General features: G+C 63.6%; 16 protein-coding genes. 6 read left to right on the forward strand and 10 right to left on the reverse strand.

Features of this window, described 5'->3' with window-relative positions; all coding sequences use genetic code 11:
* Positions 1-4: 4 nt before the first annotated feature.
* The 6 genes from ACQR1W_RS18730 (at position 5) to ACQR1W_RS18755 (ending at position 6,132) form a co-directional block, all read left to right on the forward strand.
* Positions 5-1,060: a branched-chain amino acid ABC transporter permease gene (locus ACQR1W_RS18730; protein WP_434852492.1), complete on the forward strand. Its 1,056-nt coding sequence runs from the start codon at positions 5-7 to the stop codon at positions 1,058-1,060.
* Complete coding sequence (locus ACQR1W_RS18735; protein ID WP_008969318.1) at positions 1,060-1,776, forward strand: ABC transporter ATP-binding protein; 717 nt, start codon at positions 1,060-1,062, stop codon at positions 1,774-1,776. Before ACQR1W_RS18730 ends, ACQR1W_RS18735 begins: the two co-directional genes overlap by 1 nt.
* Positions 1,769-2,497: an ABC transporter ATP-binding protein gene (locus ACQR1W_RS18740; protein WP_434852171.1), complete on the forward strand. Its 729-nt coding sequence runs from the start codon at positions 1,769-1,771 to the stop codon at positions 2,495-2,497. Before ACQR1W_RS18735 ends, ACQR1W_RS18740 begins: the two co-directional genes overlap by 8 nt.
* 46 nt (positions 2,498-2,543) lie before the next feature.
* A complete protein-coding gene (locus ACQR1W_RS18745; protein WP_434852172.1) occupies positions 2,544-3,533 on the forward strand; it encodes an acetamidase/formamidase family protein in 990 nt (329 codons plus the stop codon).
* Between the two features lie 13 nt (positions 3,534-3,546).
* Positions 3,547-5,286, forward strand: a complete 1,740-nt coding sequence (locus ACQR1W_RS18750; RefSeq protein ID WP_434852173.1) for a nitrilase-related carbon-nitrogen hydrolase — start codon at positions 3,547-3,549, stop codon at positions 5,284-5,286.
* An 84-nt stretch (positions 5,287-5,370) separates the two neighbouring features.
* On the forward strand, positions 5,371-6,132 hold the full coding sequence (locus ACQR1W_RS18755; protein ID WP_434852493.1) for an SDR family NAD(P)-dependent oxidoreductase: 762 nt from the start codon (positions 5,371-5,373) through the stop codon (positions 6,130-6,132).
* Positions 6,133-6,252: 120 nt separating this feature from the next.
* Here the strand turns inward: ACQR1W_RS18755 and ACQR1W_RS18760 are convergent, their stop codons facing one another.
* The 10 genes from ACQR1W_RS18760 to ACQR1W_RS18805 form a co-directional block, all read right to left on the reverse strand.
* Positions 6,253-6,963 carry a GntR family transcriptional regulator gene (locus ACQR1W_RS18760; RefSeq protein ID WP_434852174.1) on the reverse strand — a complete coding sequence of 237 codons (711 nt, stop codon included), beginning with the start codon at positions 6,961-6,963 and terminating at the stop codon, positions 6,253-6,255.
* A 22-nt stretch (positions 6,964-6,985) separates the two neighbouring features.
* Entirely contained in the window at positions 6,986-7,726 is a 741-nt protein-coding gene (locus ACQR1W_RS18765) for an SDR family oxidoreductase (RefSeq protein WP_434852175.1), read from the reverse strand.
* Positions 7,727-7,750: 24 nt separating this feature from the next.
* Positions 7,751-8,521 (reverse strand): SDR family oxidoreductase, encoded by a 771-nt coding sequence (locus tag ACQR1W_RS18770; RefSeq protein WP_434852176.1) that lies wholly within the window; start codon positions 8,519-8,521, stop codon positions 7,751-7,753.
* Entirely contained in the window at positions 8,518-8,916 is a 399-nt protein-coding gene (locus ACQR1W_RS18775) for a carboxymuconolactone decarboxylase family protein (protein WP_434852177.1), read from the reverse strand. The genes ACQR1W_RS18770 and ACQR1W_RS18775 overlap by 4 nt, the downstream gene beginning before the upstream one ends.
* A gap of 29 nt (positions 8,917-8,945) precedes the next feature.
* A complete protein-coding gene (locus tag ACQR1W_RS18780) occupies positions 8,946-10,181 on the reverse strand; it encodes an ABC transporter substrate-binding protein (RefSeq protein WP_434852178.1) in 1,236 nt (411 codons plus the stop codon).
* A gap of 33 nt (positions 10,182-10,214) precedes the next feature.
* Complete coding sequence (locus ACQR1W_RS18785) at positions 10,215-11,465, reverse strand: ABC transporter substrate-binding protein (protein WP_434852179.1); 1,251 nt, start codon at positions 11,463-11,465, stop codon at positions 10,215-10,217.
* Between the two features lie 34 nt (positions 11,466-11,499).
* The gene (locus ACQR1W_RS18790; protein ID WP_008969137.1) at positions 11,500-12,207 is read right to left on the reverse strand and encodes an ABC transporter ATP-binding protein; all 708 of its coding nucleotides are present in this window, start codon (positions 12,205-12,207) and stop codon (positions 11,500-11,502) included.
* Positions 12,194-13,972, reverse strand: a complete 1,779-nt coding sequence (locus ACQR1W_RS18795) for a branched-chain amino acid ABC transporter ATP-binding protein/permease (protein WP_434852180.1) — start codon at positions 13,970-13,972, stop codon at positions 12,194-12,196. Before ACQR1W_RS18795 ends, ACQR1W_RS18790 begins: the two co-directional genes overlap by 14 nt.
* Entirely contained in the window at positions 13,969-14,904 is a 936-nt protein-coding gene (locus tag ACQR1W_RS18800; RefSeq protein ID WP_434852181.1) for a branched-chain amino acid ABC transporter permease, read from the reverse strand. Before ACQR1W_RS18800 ends, ACQR1W_RS18795 begins: the two co-directional genes overlap by 4 nt.
* A gap of 112 nt (positions 14,905-15,016) precedes the next feature.
* On the reverse strand, positions 15,017-16,411 hold the full coding sequence (locus ACQR1W_RS18805) for an MmgE/PrpD family protein (RefSeq protein WP_434852182.1): 1,395 nt from the start codon (positions 16,409-16,411) through the stop codon (positions 15,017-15,019).
* Positions 16,412-16,423: the final 12 nt, after the last annotated feature.

Consider the following 16,423-nt stretch of genomic DNA (forward strand, 5'->3'; position numbering starts at 1 on the left):
TGCCATGGTCTCGCTGTTCCGCCGTCTCGAAGGTCCGCAGACCCTCGGTCGCGGTCGCGGCTTCTGGTCCCTGTTCGCACTGGTGCTGGCGGGCGCCGTTGCCTATCCGCTCTTCAGTGATGGTTACACGGTCGGCAACACGGTCTACTTCTTCGTCTGGGTGTTCATCGCGCTCAGCCTGAGCCTGATCTGGGGTTATGGCGGCTCGCTGTCCTTCGGCCAGACCGCCTTCTTCGGCATTGCGGGGTATGGCTACGGCATCCTGACCATCAACTTCGGTGCGGGCTATGGTTTCACCTGGGTCGCGCTGTTGCTCGCGATCGCTGTTGCGGCGCTGTTTGCGCTGCTGCTCGGCTATTTCATGTTCTTCGGCCGCATCGCCGGCGTGTTCCTGGGGATTGTCACCCTTGCGGTGACCCTGATGCTCGAGCGCTTCATGGCGCAGACGGCGGGTCCGGAGTGGCACATCGGCGCCGCGCGTCTGAATGGCTTCAACGGTATGAGCGCGATGCCGCCGCTGACGATTCCCTGGTTCGATGAGCCGATCGTGCTGTTTGCTGATGTCGGTCTCTATTACGTCGTGCTCGGCATGCTGGTTGTGGTCTATCTCGGTTTGCGCGTCCTGATGAACTCGTCGTTCGGCAATGTCATCGTCGCCATCCGCGAGAATCCCGAACGCGCGGAGATGCTGGGCTACGACATCAGGAAGTATCAGCTGATCACCTTCGTGATCGGCGCGGCGCTCGCCGGGCTGTCCGGCGTGCTCTACACGGTATGGGGCCAGTATATCACGCCCTCCAGCATGGGCATGACCGCAGCGGCGTTGCCGTTGATCTGGGTTGCGGTCGGCGGCCGCAGCGATCTCACCACCACGGTCATCGGCACGCTGGTGGTGCTATCTGGCTTCCAGGCGCTCACGATCTACGGCAGCCAATATGCGCTGGTGTTCATGGGCGTGCTGCTGGTTGCGACCGTCCTGGTCGCGCCCAACGGGCTGGTGCTCGGCATCATCAACTGGATCACTCGGCTCGCCAGGCGCCGCAAGCAGGAGGCGGCGTGATGGCGCTCCTGCAATTGCGTGACCTCAACAAGCATTTCGGTGGCCTGCACGTGACGAACTCCGTCAATCTCGTGCTGGAGCAGGGCGAGATCCATTGCCTGATCGGCCCGAACGGCGCCGGCAAGAGCACGCTGTTCCGGCTGATCCTCGGCGAGCATCAGCCCGGCAGCGGCCAGATCTGTTTCGCCGGAGAGGACATTACGGCGCTGAAGTCCTTCGCGCGAATCCGCCGCGGGCTGTCGGTCAAATTCCAGGTGCCGGGTGTGTTCAAGGGGCTCTCGGTGCGGCAGAATCTCGAGATCGCGTTGCAGAGCCGGCTTCATGGGGGCGAGCTCGTGCAGGAGATCGACCGGCTGCTTGCTTTTCTCGGGCTTGCCGCCGAGCAGGCGCAGACCGCTGGCAATCTCAGCCACGGCCAAAAGCAATGGCTGGAGATCGGCATGGCGATCGCGCTGAAGCCGCGCCTCTTACTGCTGGACGAGCCGACCGCCGGCATGTCGCCGGAGGAGACGCACATGACGGGTGAGATGGTGCGGCGGCTGAATGCGTTGGGCATGACCGTGCTTGCGATCGAGCACGACATGGCTTTCGTGCGCCAGGTCGCCCAGCGCGTCACGGTGCTACATCTCGGTCAGGTGTTCGCGCAGGGTTCGATCGACGAGATCGTGGCTGACGAACGCGTCGCGGCGATCTATCTGGGGCAGACCCATGCTTGAGGGTGCGCGCAAGGAAGTCATCCTCACTACGCTCGGCCTGCGCGCCGGCTATGGCGGCAAGCCGGTGCTGCAGGGATTGGAGATCGAGGTTCGCGAGGGCGAGATCGTTGCGGTGATCGGCCGCAACGGCGTCGGCAAGTCTACGCTGATGAAGAGCCTGATCGGTCTGGTGCCGGCGATGTCGGGGTCGATCGTCTATCGCGGCGAAGCGGTGGAATATCTGCCGGCGCACAAGCGGGCGCGGCTCGGAATGGGCTATGTGCCGCAGGGCCGTGACGTCTTTCCGCGACTGACTGTGGGCGAGAACATTGCGGTCGGCGCAGCCGTGAAACGCGGAGGGGTGCCCGAGCGGGGCAAGCAGCGCATCCTCGAAGCGTTTCCGATCCTGAGGGAGCGCTGGAACCAGCGCGCCGGCACCATGTCCGGCGGCCAGCAGCAGCAGCTTGCGATCGGCCGCGTCCTGATTGCTGATCCCCATCTGATCCTGCTGGACGAGCCATCGGAAGGCATCCAGCCCAACATTGTCCAGGACATCGCCCGTAACATGGTCGAGCTCAACCGCCAGACCGGCGTGACGATCATCCTGGTCGAACAGAATCTCGACATGATCCGCGCCATGGCGCAGCGTTGCTACGTCATGGACAAGGGTCGCATTACCGCGAGCCTCGCGCGCGAGGCTCTCGATGACGAGGTTGAGATGCGTCGTCATCTTGCAGTCTGATTTACCAAAGAGCCAGAACGAGAAGAGATCGAGAAGGAGCATGACAATGGCTTGGCAGACGGAGTCGATCATGGCGCGCAAGGGCGTGGCCAAGGGCGTGCGCGGTGCGCACCACGTGATCACCGAACGGGATCAAGGCAAGTACCATTATGTCTACGGCCCGTACGTCGATCCCATCCTGACCGTCGATCCGGGCGCTGTGGTCTCCGCCGAAACGCACGACGCATTCGAGGGCGCGATCAGGCATGAGACCGACAGCCCGTCGAAGATCCTCAACTTTCCATTCCTCAACCCGCAGAACGGCCCCGTATATGTCAATGGGGCGGAGAAGGGCGATACGCTTGCGGTCTATATCGAGAGCATCGTGCCTCGCGGGCCGCAGCCACGCGGCACCACCGTTGTCATGCCGGATTTCGGGGGCCTGGTCTCGACCGGCAATACGGCCTTGCTCAACCCTGCGCTGCCGGAAAGGGTCAAGAAGCTGGAGATCACGCTGGAAGGCGGCACCAAATGGAACGATAAGATCACGCTGCCCTATGAACCGTTCATCGGGACCATCGGCACCTCTCCGGAGATCGAGGCGATCTCTTCGCTGGTCCCGGACTATTATGGCGGCAACATGGATCTGCCGGACGTCGGCGTCGGCGCGGTGATCTACCTGCCGGTCAATACCAAAGGCGCGCTGCTCTATCTCGGCGACTGTCACGCCGCGCAGGGCGACGGCGAGCTTTGCGGTGTCGCCATCGAGCATCCGACCGTGACAACGGTTCAGGTCGATCTCATCAAGAACTGGACCATCGCCTGGCCGCGGCTGGAGACCAAGGATTTCATCATGACCATCGGCTCGGCGCGGCCGATGGAGGATGCCGCGCGGATCGCCTATCGCGAGCTGTGCCGGTGGATGGCGGCAGACTACGGGTTTGAAGAGATCGAGGCCTATATGCTGCTGACCCAGGCCGGACGCATCAGGCTCGGCAACATGGTCGATCCGAAATACACCCTCGGCGCTTCGATCAAGAAGTCGTTCCTGGTCTGACGGGAGCGGCGGGATGTCGTCGGAATACAAAGTTGCGGCGGTCCAGTTCGAACCTGTCATGTGCGAGAAGGAGCGCAACATCACGCGCCTGCTCGAACTATGCGAGCAGGCGGCCGCCGCAGGCGTGCGGCTGATTGTTACGCCTGAGATGGGGACGACCGGCTATTGCTGGCACGATCGCGCCGAGGTCGCGCCTTTCGTCGAGAAGATCCCAGGTTCGACCACGCATCGCTTCGCGGCATTCGCCCGCCGTCACAACTGCTACGTCGTGATTGGGATGCCTGAAGTCGATGACGACGACATCTATTACAATACGGCGGTGCTGATCGGTCCTGACGGCGTGATCGGCCGGCACCGCAAGACCCATCCGTATATTTCCGAGCCGAAATGGGCGGCTTCAGGCGATCTCCATAATCAGGTGTTCGAGACCGGGATCGGGCGTATCGCGCTCCTGATCTGCATGGACATCCACTTCCTCGAGACCGCGCGGCTGATGGCGCTCGGCGGTGCCGACATCATCTGCCACATCTCGAACTGGCTCGCCGAGCGGACCCCGGCACCTTACTGGATCAGCCGGGCGTTCGAGAACAGCTGCTATGTGATCGAGAGTAACCGCTGGGGGCTGGAGCGTACCGTGCAGTTCTCGGGCGGCAGCTGTGTCATCGCACCTGATGGCAGCATCGTCGCCGTGATCGACAAGGGCGACGGCATCGCTGCGGCCGAGGTCGATCTCGCGACAACACGCCAGAGACGTGTGCTCGGCGAAGCGGTGTTCGCCCAGCGACGGCCGGAGCTCTATGCGGAGCTGCTCACCAACACTTTTAGCTGGAACCCTCACGAGTTCTTCGGCCTTTATGGTCATCAGCCGTGGCCGGCGGGAAAGCGCTCGCGCGTGAGCGTCGCGCAATTTGCACCGAGGGCTGATGTCGACACGAACCTGGCCGAGATCGCTGTCCTCGCCCGCCAAGCCAAAGCTGACGGCGCCGAACTCGTGGTGTTTCCCGAACTCGCCGCAACTGGTCTGTCCGATCCGCCTGCCGCTGCGCAGCCCATCCCGGGACCCGTTACGGACCGATTGGCGGCCCTCGCGGCTGAGCTTGGGCTGTTCGTCGTGTGCGGCCTTGCGGAGCGTGCCGGCGATGATCTTTACAACAGCGCCTGTCTGGTGGCGCCGGACGGCGTTATTTCGGTGTATCGCAAGACGCATCCTGGTCACGAGGACCGGAGTTGGGCACGTGCCGGCGAGGGCTGGACGGTGGTCGATACGCCGCTTGGACGCATCGGCCTTTTGATCGGGCATGATGCGCTGTTTCCGGAAGCAGGGCGGGTGCTGGCGCTGCGCGGTTGTGATCTCATCGCGTGCCCCGCAGCCTTAACGGGCACTTTCACCGCGTCGCATGAGGGCACCATAGTGACGCAGCCTGCGCCGATCCCGACCGGCGCCGATCCCTATCACTGGCATCATTTCCGGGTGCGGGCAGGTGAGAACAATACATTCTTCGCGTTCGCCAATGTGCATGATCCGGAGCGCGGCTATCCCGGCTTGAGCGGCGTATTTGGCCCAGACACCTTCGCATTCCCGCGTCGGGAAGCCATCGTCGGCAACGGCGAGAGGATCGCGGCGGCGGAGATCGACACCGGCAATCTCGACAGTGTCTATCCGACCAATGTCGTCAGGCGGAAAGATCTCGTGGCCATGCGCATGCCTCACAGCTACCGAGACCTCGTGAGAACGCAGCCCGGTAATCGATGATATCGTTTGCAAGTTGTCGACGCGCGGAGTGACAACGACTCCGTTTGTCAGGGTTCGAAGACACCGAAACAAGAGGGGTTGATGATGGATCTGGGCCTGAAGGGAGCGAAAGCTCTGGTGACCGGTGCAACGAAGGGGATCGGCCGGGCAATCGCGGAAACGCTCGTGGCTGAGGGCGCCGATGTCGGCATTTGCGCGCGCAACGCAGCCGAGGTCGAAGCCACAGTGGCCAAATTGAAAACTGCCGGAGCGACGGCGGCCGGCAAGGCGCTCGACGTTGCCGACGGCCCAGCTTTGAAATCCTGGGTGACCGAGATGGCCGACGCGCTCGGCGGCATCGATATCGTCGTCGCCAGTGTGAGCGCGCTCGCGATCGGCCAGGACGACGAGAGCTGGAGCAAGGAATTTGCCACGGACATGATGGGCACGGTCCGGCTCGTCGACGCCGCCATGCCCTATCTCGAAAAGAGCAAGCAAGGCGCGATCGTGACGATTTCCAGCGTATCTGGACGCGAGATCGATTTCGCCGCCGGTCCCTATGGCACGTTCAAGGCGGCGATCATCCACTACACCCAAGGGCTCGCCTATCAGCTGGCGCCCAAGGGCATCCGAGCCAACACGGTCTCGCCGGGGAACACCTATTTCGAAGGTGGGGTGTGGAACAATATCAAGGACAACAACCCCGAGCTTTACAGCGCGGCGCTGGCGCTCAATCCGACCGGGCGCATGGGCACGCCGCAGGAGATGGCCAACGCGGCGGTCTTTCTGGCGAGCCGCGCCGCAAGCTTCATTTCCGGGACCAATGTCGTGGTCGACGGAGCCCTGACTCGAGGCGTGCAGTTTTGAGCTCGTTACGGTGCATGCGCCAATGTCAGTACTAGCAGATATGACGTTCGTCGATGTCAGGCGAGACAGGGTGATACGAGCGTGGGCGACGAACACATAATGAGTGTGAGTGCCAATCAATCAAGGATTGGCTATGTCGCTGGTCCCTTTCGACCGCTCGATCATGTCGAGCGCCGCCACCGCGGCCGCATTGATGTGATCGACGCAACATCGCTCGGCGAGATCGGGATCGCCGTTCTGGATCGCGCGCCAGATCGCGGTGACTTCGCGCAGGCTTTTGTTGATCCGCTTCGGCTGCGACATCGAGGTGATCCGCAGCAGTTGAATGCGGTCGTGCAGAGGCTTGAGCATGCGCTCGATGAAGGCGTTGCGGCAGCCGCCGATCAGCGCGGCGTAGAAGTCGGTCTTGGCCTGAAGGCATCCGACCAGGTCCTGCTTGGCCGCGGCCGCCTTCAGCCGTGTCAAAGCTTCCCCGATGCGGCGCGCCACCTCCGGATCATGAAGCCGGGCGCATTCGCGTCCCGCAAATCCTTCGAGAACCGCGCGCGCCGCGTAGAGCTGTCGTGCTTCCTCCAGGCTGATTGTCGAGACCACCGGGCCGCGATGCGGCACCGTCTTGACCAGCCCGTCAGCCTCCAGGGCGCGCAGCGCTTCGCGAATCGAGGGGCGGCTGACGCCCATCATCTCGCAGAGTTCGCGCTCGACAAGGCGCTGGCCCGGCTTGAGCGTGCCGGACATGATCGCCCCGCGCAGCTTTTGCGCGACCATCGCACGGACGGTCGGAACGTCCTCGATGCGGAGTGTCGACTGCAATTTGCCACGTCTTTCCATGTTCGGACCCTGGTTGGGAAATTCAGTACCGGTTTACAGGCAGAATCATCATTTCGGCAATTTGAACATGGGCGGGCTGGTCAAGGGCGAAGACGATCGAGCGTGCAATATCGGCAGGCTCGAGCGCCATCTTGAACTGGTCGAAATAGTCCTGTTCCTTCGACTTGTCGCCGCGATAGCGGGTGAGGATGATATTGGTCCGGGTCAGGCCGGGCTGGAGCTCGGTTACCCGGATCGCCGTTTCCGCCAGCTCGCCCCGGAGCGTTTCGGTGAACATGTGCACGCCCGCTTTGCTGGTGCTGTAGGCGGCCATGTCAGGGACGATCCGGACTGCATTGATGGAGCTGATGTTGACGACATGGCCGGCGTTGCGCCGGACCATGTCGGGCAGAATCGCGCGCGTCACACGCATCAAGCCGATCAGGTTGGTCTGGATAATGTTAGACCAGTCGTCGGCCGAGCCGACATCGAAGCGCGTTCGGCCGCCGATATCGTGGCCGGCATTGTTGATGAGGACGTCGACCGGCTTGAATGGCTTTGGAATCGCGTCCGGTAAGCGATCGACTGCCTGGGGATCGCTGACATCGAGCTGGATCGGAAACACGGCGCTGCCTGCTGTCGCCGCCAGCTCCTGAAGCGCCTTGGCATCGCGGTCGACCAGCACGACGCGGCGGCCGCTCTCCAGCAGGGCTTTGGTAATAGCGCGTCCCATGCCGCCGGCGGCGCCTGTCAGCAAGACAGTCTGACTCGATTGTTCAGGCATCGCTAAGCTCCTATTCCAATGCTTTCATGCGACCGACCAGCCGCCGTCGATGGGCAGGCTGGCCCCGGTGATGTCGTTTGCGGCCGGACCGCAGAGGAAGACTACGACGGCGGCAACAGCATCCATTCCGATGAAGCGCTGCGTGGGCTGGCGCTCGCCGAGATATTCGCGGGTCATGTCCTCGACCGGACGGCCGCTCCTCGACGCCATGGTTGCGATCTTGTTCAGGATCGCAGGCGTCGGCAGCGTACCGGGGCAGAGCGTGTTGCAGGTGATGCCGCTGCGCGCCGTCTCGATGGCGACGGCGCGGGTCATGCCCAGAATGGCCGTCTTGGTCGTGACGTAGTCGATCCGGTCCTCGACCGCGCGGTTCGAGTAGATCGAGCCGATGTTGATGATCCGGCCCCAACCGCGTTGCTTCATGGTCGGCAGGGCCAGGCGGATCAGATGAAATGGTGCCGAAAGGTTCACGGCCAGCGCCTGGTCCCAGTGCTCGGGAGCAAACTGCTCGACTGCCGCGAAATGCCGGACCACCGCATTGTTGACGAGGATGTCGATGGCCCCGCAGCGGTTCAGCAGGTCCGCCATCATGGCTTCGATGGCGTTGCGTTGAGAGAGATCGACGCCGGCCGCGATGACCTCGAGGCCGAAGCGGCTGCGCAGTGCATCCGCGGCTTGCTTCGGCGCAATGAGATCATGAAGGATGATATTGGCACCCGCGCTCGCCAAGCCTTCCGCAATGGCCAGTCCAAGGCCCGCAGTCGCACCGGTCACGAGTGCCCATTTGCCCTTCATCGCGGCGTCGCTTCGCTGTTCTTGTCGAGCTCTGCGAAGACTTCTTTCGCATTCCGGAACGCGTCCACGCCGGCCGGCACGCCGCAATAAATCGCGACCTGCATGAAGACCTCGCGGATCTCCTCGCGCGTTGCGCCGTTGGCAAGCGCGCCCCGGACATGGGTCTTCAGCTCATGCGGGCGGTTGAGCGCGCAGAGCATCGCCAGATTGAGGAAGCTGCGCGTCTTCCGCGTCAGCCCCTCACGTCCCCAGACGTAACCCCAGCAATATTCGGTGGTGAGGTCCTGCATCGGGCGGTTGAACTCGTCCGCGGACGCGATCGCTTTGTCGACGAATTCGCTGCCGAGCACGCTCTTGCGGATTTCGAGACCGCGTTCGTAGGTCGCCTTATCCATCTTGTTCTCCAATTCTCTTTGGGACGTTGTCAGCTCTTCGGCCAGAACGGCTGTGCCAGGGCAAGCTCGGGCGGGAACACGGTCACCGGGACGCCGGACTGCCACTGCACGATGGTCATCCCGGCGCCGACGCGCCGGCCTTTCTCGTCGAATTTGATCTCGCCCAGCGGATAATATTTGGAGGGGCCGCCATCCATGGTCCGCAGCGCTTCGCCCACGGCGACGCGATCAGCCTTGCCGGCCTTCTCCAGTGCGTCCTTGATCACCCACATGTCGCCATAGGTGGAGATCGCGTTCTGGGTCATCCACGGCTCCTTGTAGCGGGTCTTCAACTCGGCGATCAGGGCTTCATGGCCCTTGGCGCCCCAGCTGGCGACGCAGGTGAGCACACCCTGCAGCAGCTCGGGGCTCACCGTCTGCAGCATGTCCGGCTCGGCGATCGCGATGCCGAACGAGATGGTCGGCACCTTGCCCTGGCCGAGGCCGAACTCGTTCACCTTCTCCAGCAGCAGTTTTGCGTCCGAGATCACGGTCGGCAGGAAGAACAGCAGATCGGGCTTTGCCGAGCGGACCTTCTGGACCAGCGACGTCGCATCCGCCAGTGGAGGCGTGAAAGTCTCGTCGACGATCAGCTGCAACTGGTTCTCCGCCAGCAGGCCTTCGCGCATCGCCTTTGCTGAGGCAATCGAGGCCCCTGTGTTGTCGGTCAGGATCGCGACCGTCTTCGGCCGTTTGCCAGAGGCTGTCTCCGCCAGCTTGATGATCTGGGGCAACGCTTGCTTCGCCTGCGAACCCGCGGTGGCCGCGGTCTGGAACACGTATTTGAAGCCGCGATCCGTGATCAGGTCGGAATAGGAGAGCGTGAGGACGGGCAGGTTGGCGCGCTCGGTCACCTCAGTTACGGCGAGCGTGAACGAGGACAGATAGGCGCCGCTGGCCGCGACCAGGTCGGTCTCCTGCGCCACCATGCGCTGGGCGGCGTTCTTGGCCTTCTCCGTGGTATCGCCGGAATCGAGCACGACGAGCTTCAGCTTGGCGCCGCCGAGCGCCTTGATGCCGCCTTGCGCGTTGATGTGATCGACCGCCATCTCGGCGCCTTCGCGCATCACAGTCCCCGGGCGAGCGTAGAGTCCGGAGATCGGCACAAGCAGGCCGACCTTGATCTCGGCAGGCTGCTGTGCCCGGGCGCGGGCCGCGATCAGCGTGCCGGACGCGCCGGCCAGCAGCGTTCGCCTCGATATCGTGATCTTGCTCTTCGCAGTCATGACAATTTTCCTCCCTGAAAATCGCGCGACGTTTTAGGATTTTTTCGGCCAGAACGGCTCTGCCTGCGCGAGTTCGGGCGGATAAACGGTGACAGGCACGCCCGATTGCCATTGCACGATGACGACGCCGGCGCCGACGCGGCGGCCCTTCTCGTCGAATTTGAGTTGACCGCCTGGATAATATTTCGACGGGCCGGCATCCATGGTGCGGAAGGCTTCCGCGACCGCATTACGGTCGGCCTTGCCGGCCTTCTCCAATGCCTCCTTCATCAGCCACATGTCGCCATAGGTCGAGATGACGTTCTGCGTCATCCAGGGCTCCTTGTATTTGGCCTTGAGTTCAGTGATCAGGGCTTCGTGGCCTTTCGAACCCCAGTTGGCGACGATGGTCATGATGCCCTGCACGGTCTCCGGGCTCACGCTCTGGAGCATGTCGGGCTCGGCAATGGTGATGCTGAAGGACACCGTCGGGATCTTGCCCTGGCCGAGCCCGAACTCGCTGATCTTCTCTAGGCCGAGCTTGGCGTCGGACACCGCATTCGGCATGAACAGCAGCAGATCGGGCTTCGCGGAGCGAACCTTCTGAATCAGCGGTGTCGCGTCGGACAGCGGCGGAGTCCAGACTTCCTCGACCACGAGCTGCAGGCCTTCCTGTGCGAACAGTTTCTCCTTGAGCGCTTTGGCTGTGGCGACCGACGTTGCGGTGTTGTCCATCAGCATCGCCACGGTCTTCGGCTTCTTGCCCGATGCATTTTCGGCGAGCTTCATGAGCGTCGGCAGGCCGAGCTCGGACTGGCGGCTTGCGGTCGCGGCGGTCTGGAAGATGTATTTGAAGCCGCGGTCGGTCAGCAGGTCCGAATAGGACAGTGTCAGCATGGGAAGTTCGGCGCGTTCGGTCACCTCGGTCACGGCGAGCGTGAACGAAGAGAGATACGCGCCGGTGGCGGCGACGAGATCGGGCTCCTGCGCAACCATGCGCTGCGCCGCGTTTTTGGCCTTCTCGGTGGTGTCGCCGCAGTCGATCACGACCAGCTTCAGCTTGGCGCCACCGAGCGCCTTGACGCCGCCTTGCGCATTGATGTGGTCGAGGCCCAACTCGGCCCCCATCTTCATCACTTGGCCCGGGCGGGTGTAGATGCCCGAGAGCGGTACGATCAGTCCGACCTTGATCTCGCCAGGGGCCTGCGCGCGTGCAACGCCGGCAAGGCCCACGGCGGCGGCGCCGGACAGCACGGTCCGGCGGCTCAATCCTGTCGGTGTCACGCCTTTCGACGTCTTGTTCATTTTGTTTTCTCCCTGGTCTTTGTTTTTCCGTTCGTCACATTCCGAGATAGGCTTTTCGCACGCGATCGTCGGCGCGCAGCGTGTCGTTCGTGCCTTCGAGAACGACGTGTCCGGCTTCGAGGACGTAGCCGTGATCGGCGGATTCCAGCGCTTCCGCGACGCGCTGCTCGACCAGCAGCATGGTCAGCCCGGACTGGCGTCGGATCTCGATCAGCCGCTCGAAGATGAAGTCCGCGGTCGACGGCGCGAGCCCCATCGAGGGCTCGTCCAGCATCAGCAGCTTTGGCGAGGAGGCGAGGCCGCGGCCAATCGCGAGCATCTGCTGCTGGCCGCCGGACATCGTGCCGGCGAATTGATTGCGGCGCTCCTTCAGCACCGGCAGCCACTCGAAGATGCGCTCGATATTGGCCTGCCAATCGCGGCGGCCGCTTTCGGTCATTGCCCCCATTTCCAGGTTCTCCATCACCGTCAGTGACGGGAAGACCTGCCGGCCCTCGGGGACATGGGCGATGCCGAGATGGGCGCGCTGTGGCGGCGGGACGGCGAGCAAATCGACGCCATTGAACGAGATCGCTCCTCCGCTGGGCTTCACGATACCGGAGATCGTCTTGAACAGGGTGGTCTTGCCGGCGCCGTTGGGGCCGACGATCGCAACGAACTGGCCGGTGCCGACATTGATCGAGACGTCGTTCAGGACGGGTTTGGCCGAATATCCCGCGCTCAATCCCTCAATTCGCAGCATGGCCCACCCACTTCTTGCCGAGATAGGCCTCGATCACGCGGCTATCACGCGTCACCACCTCCGGGAGGCCCTCGGTGATCACGGCGCCGTGGTCGAGCACGAGGAAGCTGTCGACAAGGCGGACCATCGCCTGCATGGTGTGCTCGATGATGGCAATGGTCATGCCGTCGCGTGCAAGCTGCTGGATCACGGCGACGAGCTCGTCCGCCTCGCCATGGCCGAGGCCCGCGAGCGTCTCGTCAAGCAGCAGGATGCGCGGCTTGCCGGCGATCGCCCGGGCGAGCTCCATCAGTCGCAGTTCCTTGGTCGACAGCTCGCCGGCAACACGATCGGCGACGGCGGAAAGCCCGACACGGGCGACCGCATCCGCGGCAAGCTGGCGGGCTTCCTCGTCGGAGCGCGCGCGCACATAGGCGCCGATCACGACGTTGTCGAGGATCGACATCCGCAGGAACGGCCGCATCACCTGAAAGGTTCGGCCGATACCAGCCGCGCAGATCGTGTGTGGTCGCTGGCCGGACATGTTGCGGCCGTCGATCAGCACCTCGCCCTGGCTTGGCTTCAGGAAGCCGTTGAGAAGATTGAACAGCGTCGTCTTGCCAGCACCGTTCGGGCCGATGATGCCGAGGATCTCATTCCTGTGCAGCTTGAAACTGACGTCATGTACGGCCTTGAGGCCGCCGAAGGAGCGCGAGAGCCTGCGAACCTCGAGCACGATTTCGCCGGTCGGCGCGCGCTGCCGCCCGGCGGGCTTCAGTGCCGTGACGTTGGCGGCCGATCTTTCCGGGACAGTGGCGGCAGCCGCCTTGGGGGCGATCCGCTTGCGCGTGAGATCGCGCAGTTTCCAGAACAGCCCTTCCGGCGCCAACAGGATGACGCAGACAATGGCGAAGCCAAAGATCACGCCCTGAATGCCGGGGAAGCGCGCGCCGGCCTCGGCGTGCAGGATCTCGGCAAGCGGGATCAGGATCACCGAGCCGATGACCGGACCCCAGACCGTGCCAACACCGCCGAACATCGCGACCGTCAGCGCCTGTGCTGATACCAGCATGCCGAACACCGATTGCGGGGTCACGACCAGCAGCACTTGCGCGTAGAATCCGCCAATCGCGGCGGCGATCGCGCCGCTGAGCGTGATCGCGCGCAGCTTCCAGGCCAGCGTGTTGATGCCGGCTGCTTCGGCCGCAGCCTCGTTCTGCTTGATCGCGAGCAGCGCCATGCCGAATCGGGAGCGCTCAATCACCTGCGTCAGCACGATGGTGGCAAGCATGATGGCAAGTCCCAGCAGCGTGTAGAGGCGGGGATCGGTGAACTGCATATAGGCGATCGGCGCGTCGCGCTTGATCGGAAGCGTCACCTCCTGGAAGCCGAGCCACTCGAACACGTAGAGAATGGCGAGTGGGTAGGCGAGCATCGCCAGGGCAAAGTAGTGGCCCTGCAGGCGGAAGGTCGGAAATCCGATCAGCAGCCCGGCGATGCCGCCGAGCATGCCGGCGAGCGGGATCAGCAGCCAGGGAGAGATGTCGAAATAGATCTGGCCGAGCGCGGTCGCGTACGCGCCAATCCCGAAGAAGGCGGCGTGACCGAACGAGATCAGTCCGGTGTAGCCGCTGAGCAGATTCCAGGACAGACCGAACACCGCCCACACCGGCACCAGCGTCAGAATGAGCTGGTAGTAGGAGTTGGTGACGGTGAGCGAGATTCCCGCATAGGCAAGGGTGAAGAGGAGGGGCGGAAGGAAGGAACGCATCCGGAGCATGGTCATGTCCGCTCGACCATGCGCCCGAAGAAGCCTTGCGGGCGGAAGAAGATGATGAGGAGGAAGACAGCGAAGATCGCGGCGTTCTGCAATTGCGTCGGCAGGATCAGCGTCGACATCTGCTGCACGAGGCCGATCGTCATGCCGCCCCAGAAGGCGCCGATGATGCTGCCCATACCGCCAAGCACGACGCCAGCGTACATGACGATAACGTATTCAAGGCCGACGAAGGGATGGAATGGATAATTGGTGGCAAGCAGGCCGCCGGCAATTGCGGTGATGCCGGAGCCGAGGGCGAAGGCGGTGCGGTGCGCGCGGTCGACGTCGATCCCCATATAGGTCGCGGCGGTCGGATTGTCCGCGGCGGCGCGCAACGACTTTCCGATCCGCGTGCGCGTAATCAACAGCGAAAGCAGAATCATGATCGCCAGCGAGACGATCGCATCGATGCTGCGCGCCTTGTTGAGGAAGATGCTCATGTCGAAGAAGGGACCGAGCTCCCACGCTGAACTTGACAGCGGCGTGCGGATCGAGGCCAGCACTGAGCCGAAGACGATCAGGCCGCCATTCTGCAGGATCAGCGCGATGCCGAGCGTGAGGATGAGCTGGGCGTAGTGACCTTCGCCCTCGAGCGAGGCGGTGCGCGTGCCAGAAACGTGCGAGATCAGCGCCAGATGGACGAAATAGCCGAACACGGCGAGCACCGGTCCGGCCAGGAGAATGGCGACGAACGGACCGACCGTATTGCCGAACAACGCCTGGACACCGGCGGCGGTGAAGAGATAGAAGGCGACATACATGCCGAGCATCATGAAATCGCCATGGGCGAAGTTGATGACCCGCATGACGCCGAAGATGAGGCCCAGTCCGACGCACATCAGGCCGTAGACGGCTCCGATCAGAAGGCCCGCGGCGAGCGCTTGCAGAAATCCTTCCATCAGCCCCGCCTCCGCGCAACGGTCGTGCTGGCTTGCCAGCGATCGTTCACTGCTGACGATGCTCGGCTGGTCTCCCGGTCGACCATGTTTCCCCCGTAGTCCCTGGCATTTCTTATGATGCCGATCGCAAGGCCCGTTCCGGCGCGTCCAGACGACACTGCGCTGCGATCACGCTGACATCGCCGAGCCGTTCGCAATCCTCGATCAGCTGTTCGAGCCGGTGCGCCCGGTCGTCGCCGAGGACGCGGCTGGCGGCAGCGCGAAAACGCGCGCGAATATCTGAAGGCGTTGCGGCGATGACATCGGGCAGGACGTGCCTGATGGTCCGGCCGTCCCGCAAGTGCACGGTCACATCGGCGCCTTGCTTGCCCGGGAAGGCGGCGGTGAAGCCGGGATCTGCCCTGAGGTCGGTGACTGAGACGAGGCGGATGATGTCGGAATCGTCGAGCTCCGCGTAGTTCTCTTCTTCGATCTCGCCCCGCGCCAACGTCGCTGCGACGCTGAACGGAATGCTCATCTTGGCCTGGAGCGCGTTGCGATAGGGCCCCATCGAATCGCAGCCGGGATAGCAAACGGCGGCGTCGGGGGCACGAATGACGACGCGGTCGATCTCGTCGGTGTCCGCGATCTCGTGCGAGACACGGAGCGCCGCCTGTGCTGCGGTCTGCGCGAAATTGCAGGCCGGGACCGGCTTGTTGTAGACGGCCATGATCTCGCTCTGGCCGTCCGGAAAGAGCGTGATGCTGTCGGGTGCGGTCTGGCGCCGAAAGGCTGCGAACAGGCCGGCTTCACCCTCCAGGATCGTTTCCGAGCCGAAGGCGCCGGCCGCAGCGAGCCCGACCGCCTTGATCGCGTTGCTCGCCGCGAAGCCCGGGTGAAAATACATGTCGGAGCCGCCCGCATGCGGCCACTCGTTCAGTCCGCTGGAGGTATTGGCTGCGATCGCGATGGCGCTCGTTGCGGCGTCCTCGGACAGATCGAGCGCAAAGCTTCCCGCGAGCGCCGCGCCCGGCGGCGCCACGAGGCCGGTCGGGCGGTAGAGGCGCGCGAGGTCGGAGGTCAGGAGCGCGCGGCCGATCCGCGCACCGGTCTCGTAGCCGATGATGGCGGCAGCCAGCAGTTTCGTGCCGTGCAGCGGCGTCTGCTCCGACAATGCAAGCAGGGCCGGCCAGATCACGACGCCGTGGTGCGCGATGCTGGCTGCATGCATGTCTTCACGGACGAGACCGTGTCCCATGACTGCATTGGCGAAGGCGGCGTCGGCCGGCGAGGAGAGTTGCGAGGTTCCAATGATGGTTGCATCGCTGCCGGCCTGCGCAATTGCGATGGCTTGGCGGCTCCAGGGGTGATGGCCTGCCTCGAAGGCACACGACAAGAAGTCCAGCAGGCAAAGCTTTGTCTTGGTGATGACGTCAGGCCCGAAATCTCCGAAGTCGACGGCAAGTGCGCTCCGCGCCATCTGGCGTGCAAGCGATACCTTGCCGGAGCCGGTCGCGCCGATCGTCATCGCGAGTCTCTC

The organism is Bradyrhizobium sp. HKCCYLS1011 (assembly GCF_051167795.1).
In the GTDB taxonomy this organism is placed as follows: Bacteria; Pseudomonadota; Alphaproteobacteria; order Rhizobiales; family Xanthobacteraceae; genus Bradyrhizobium.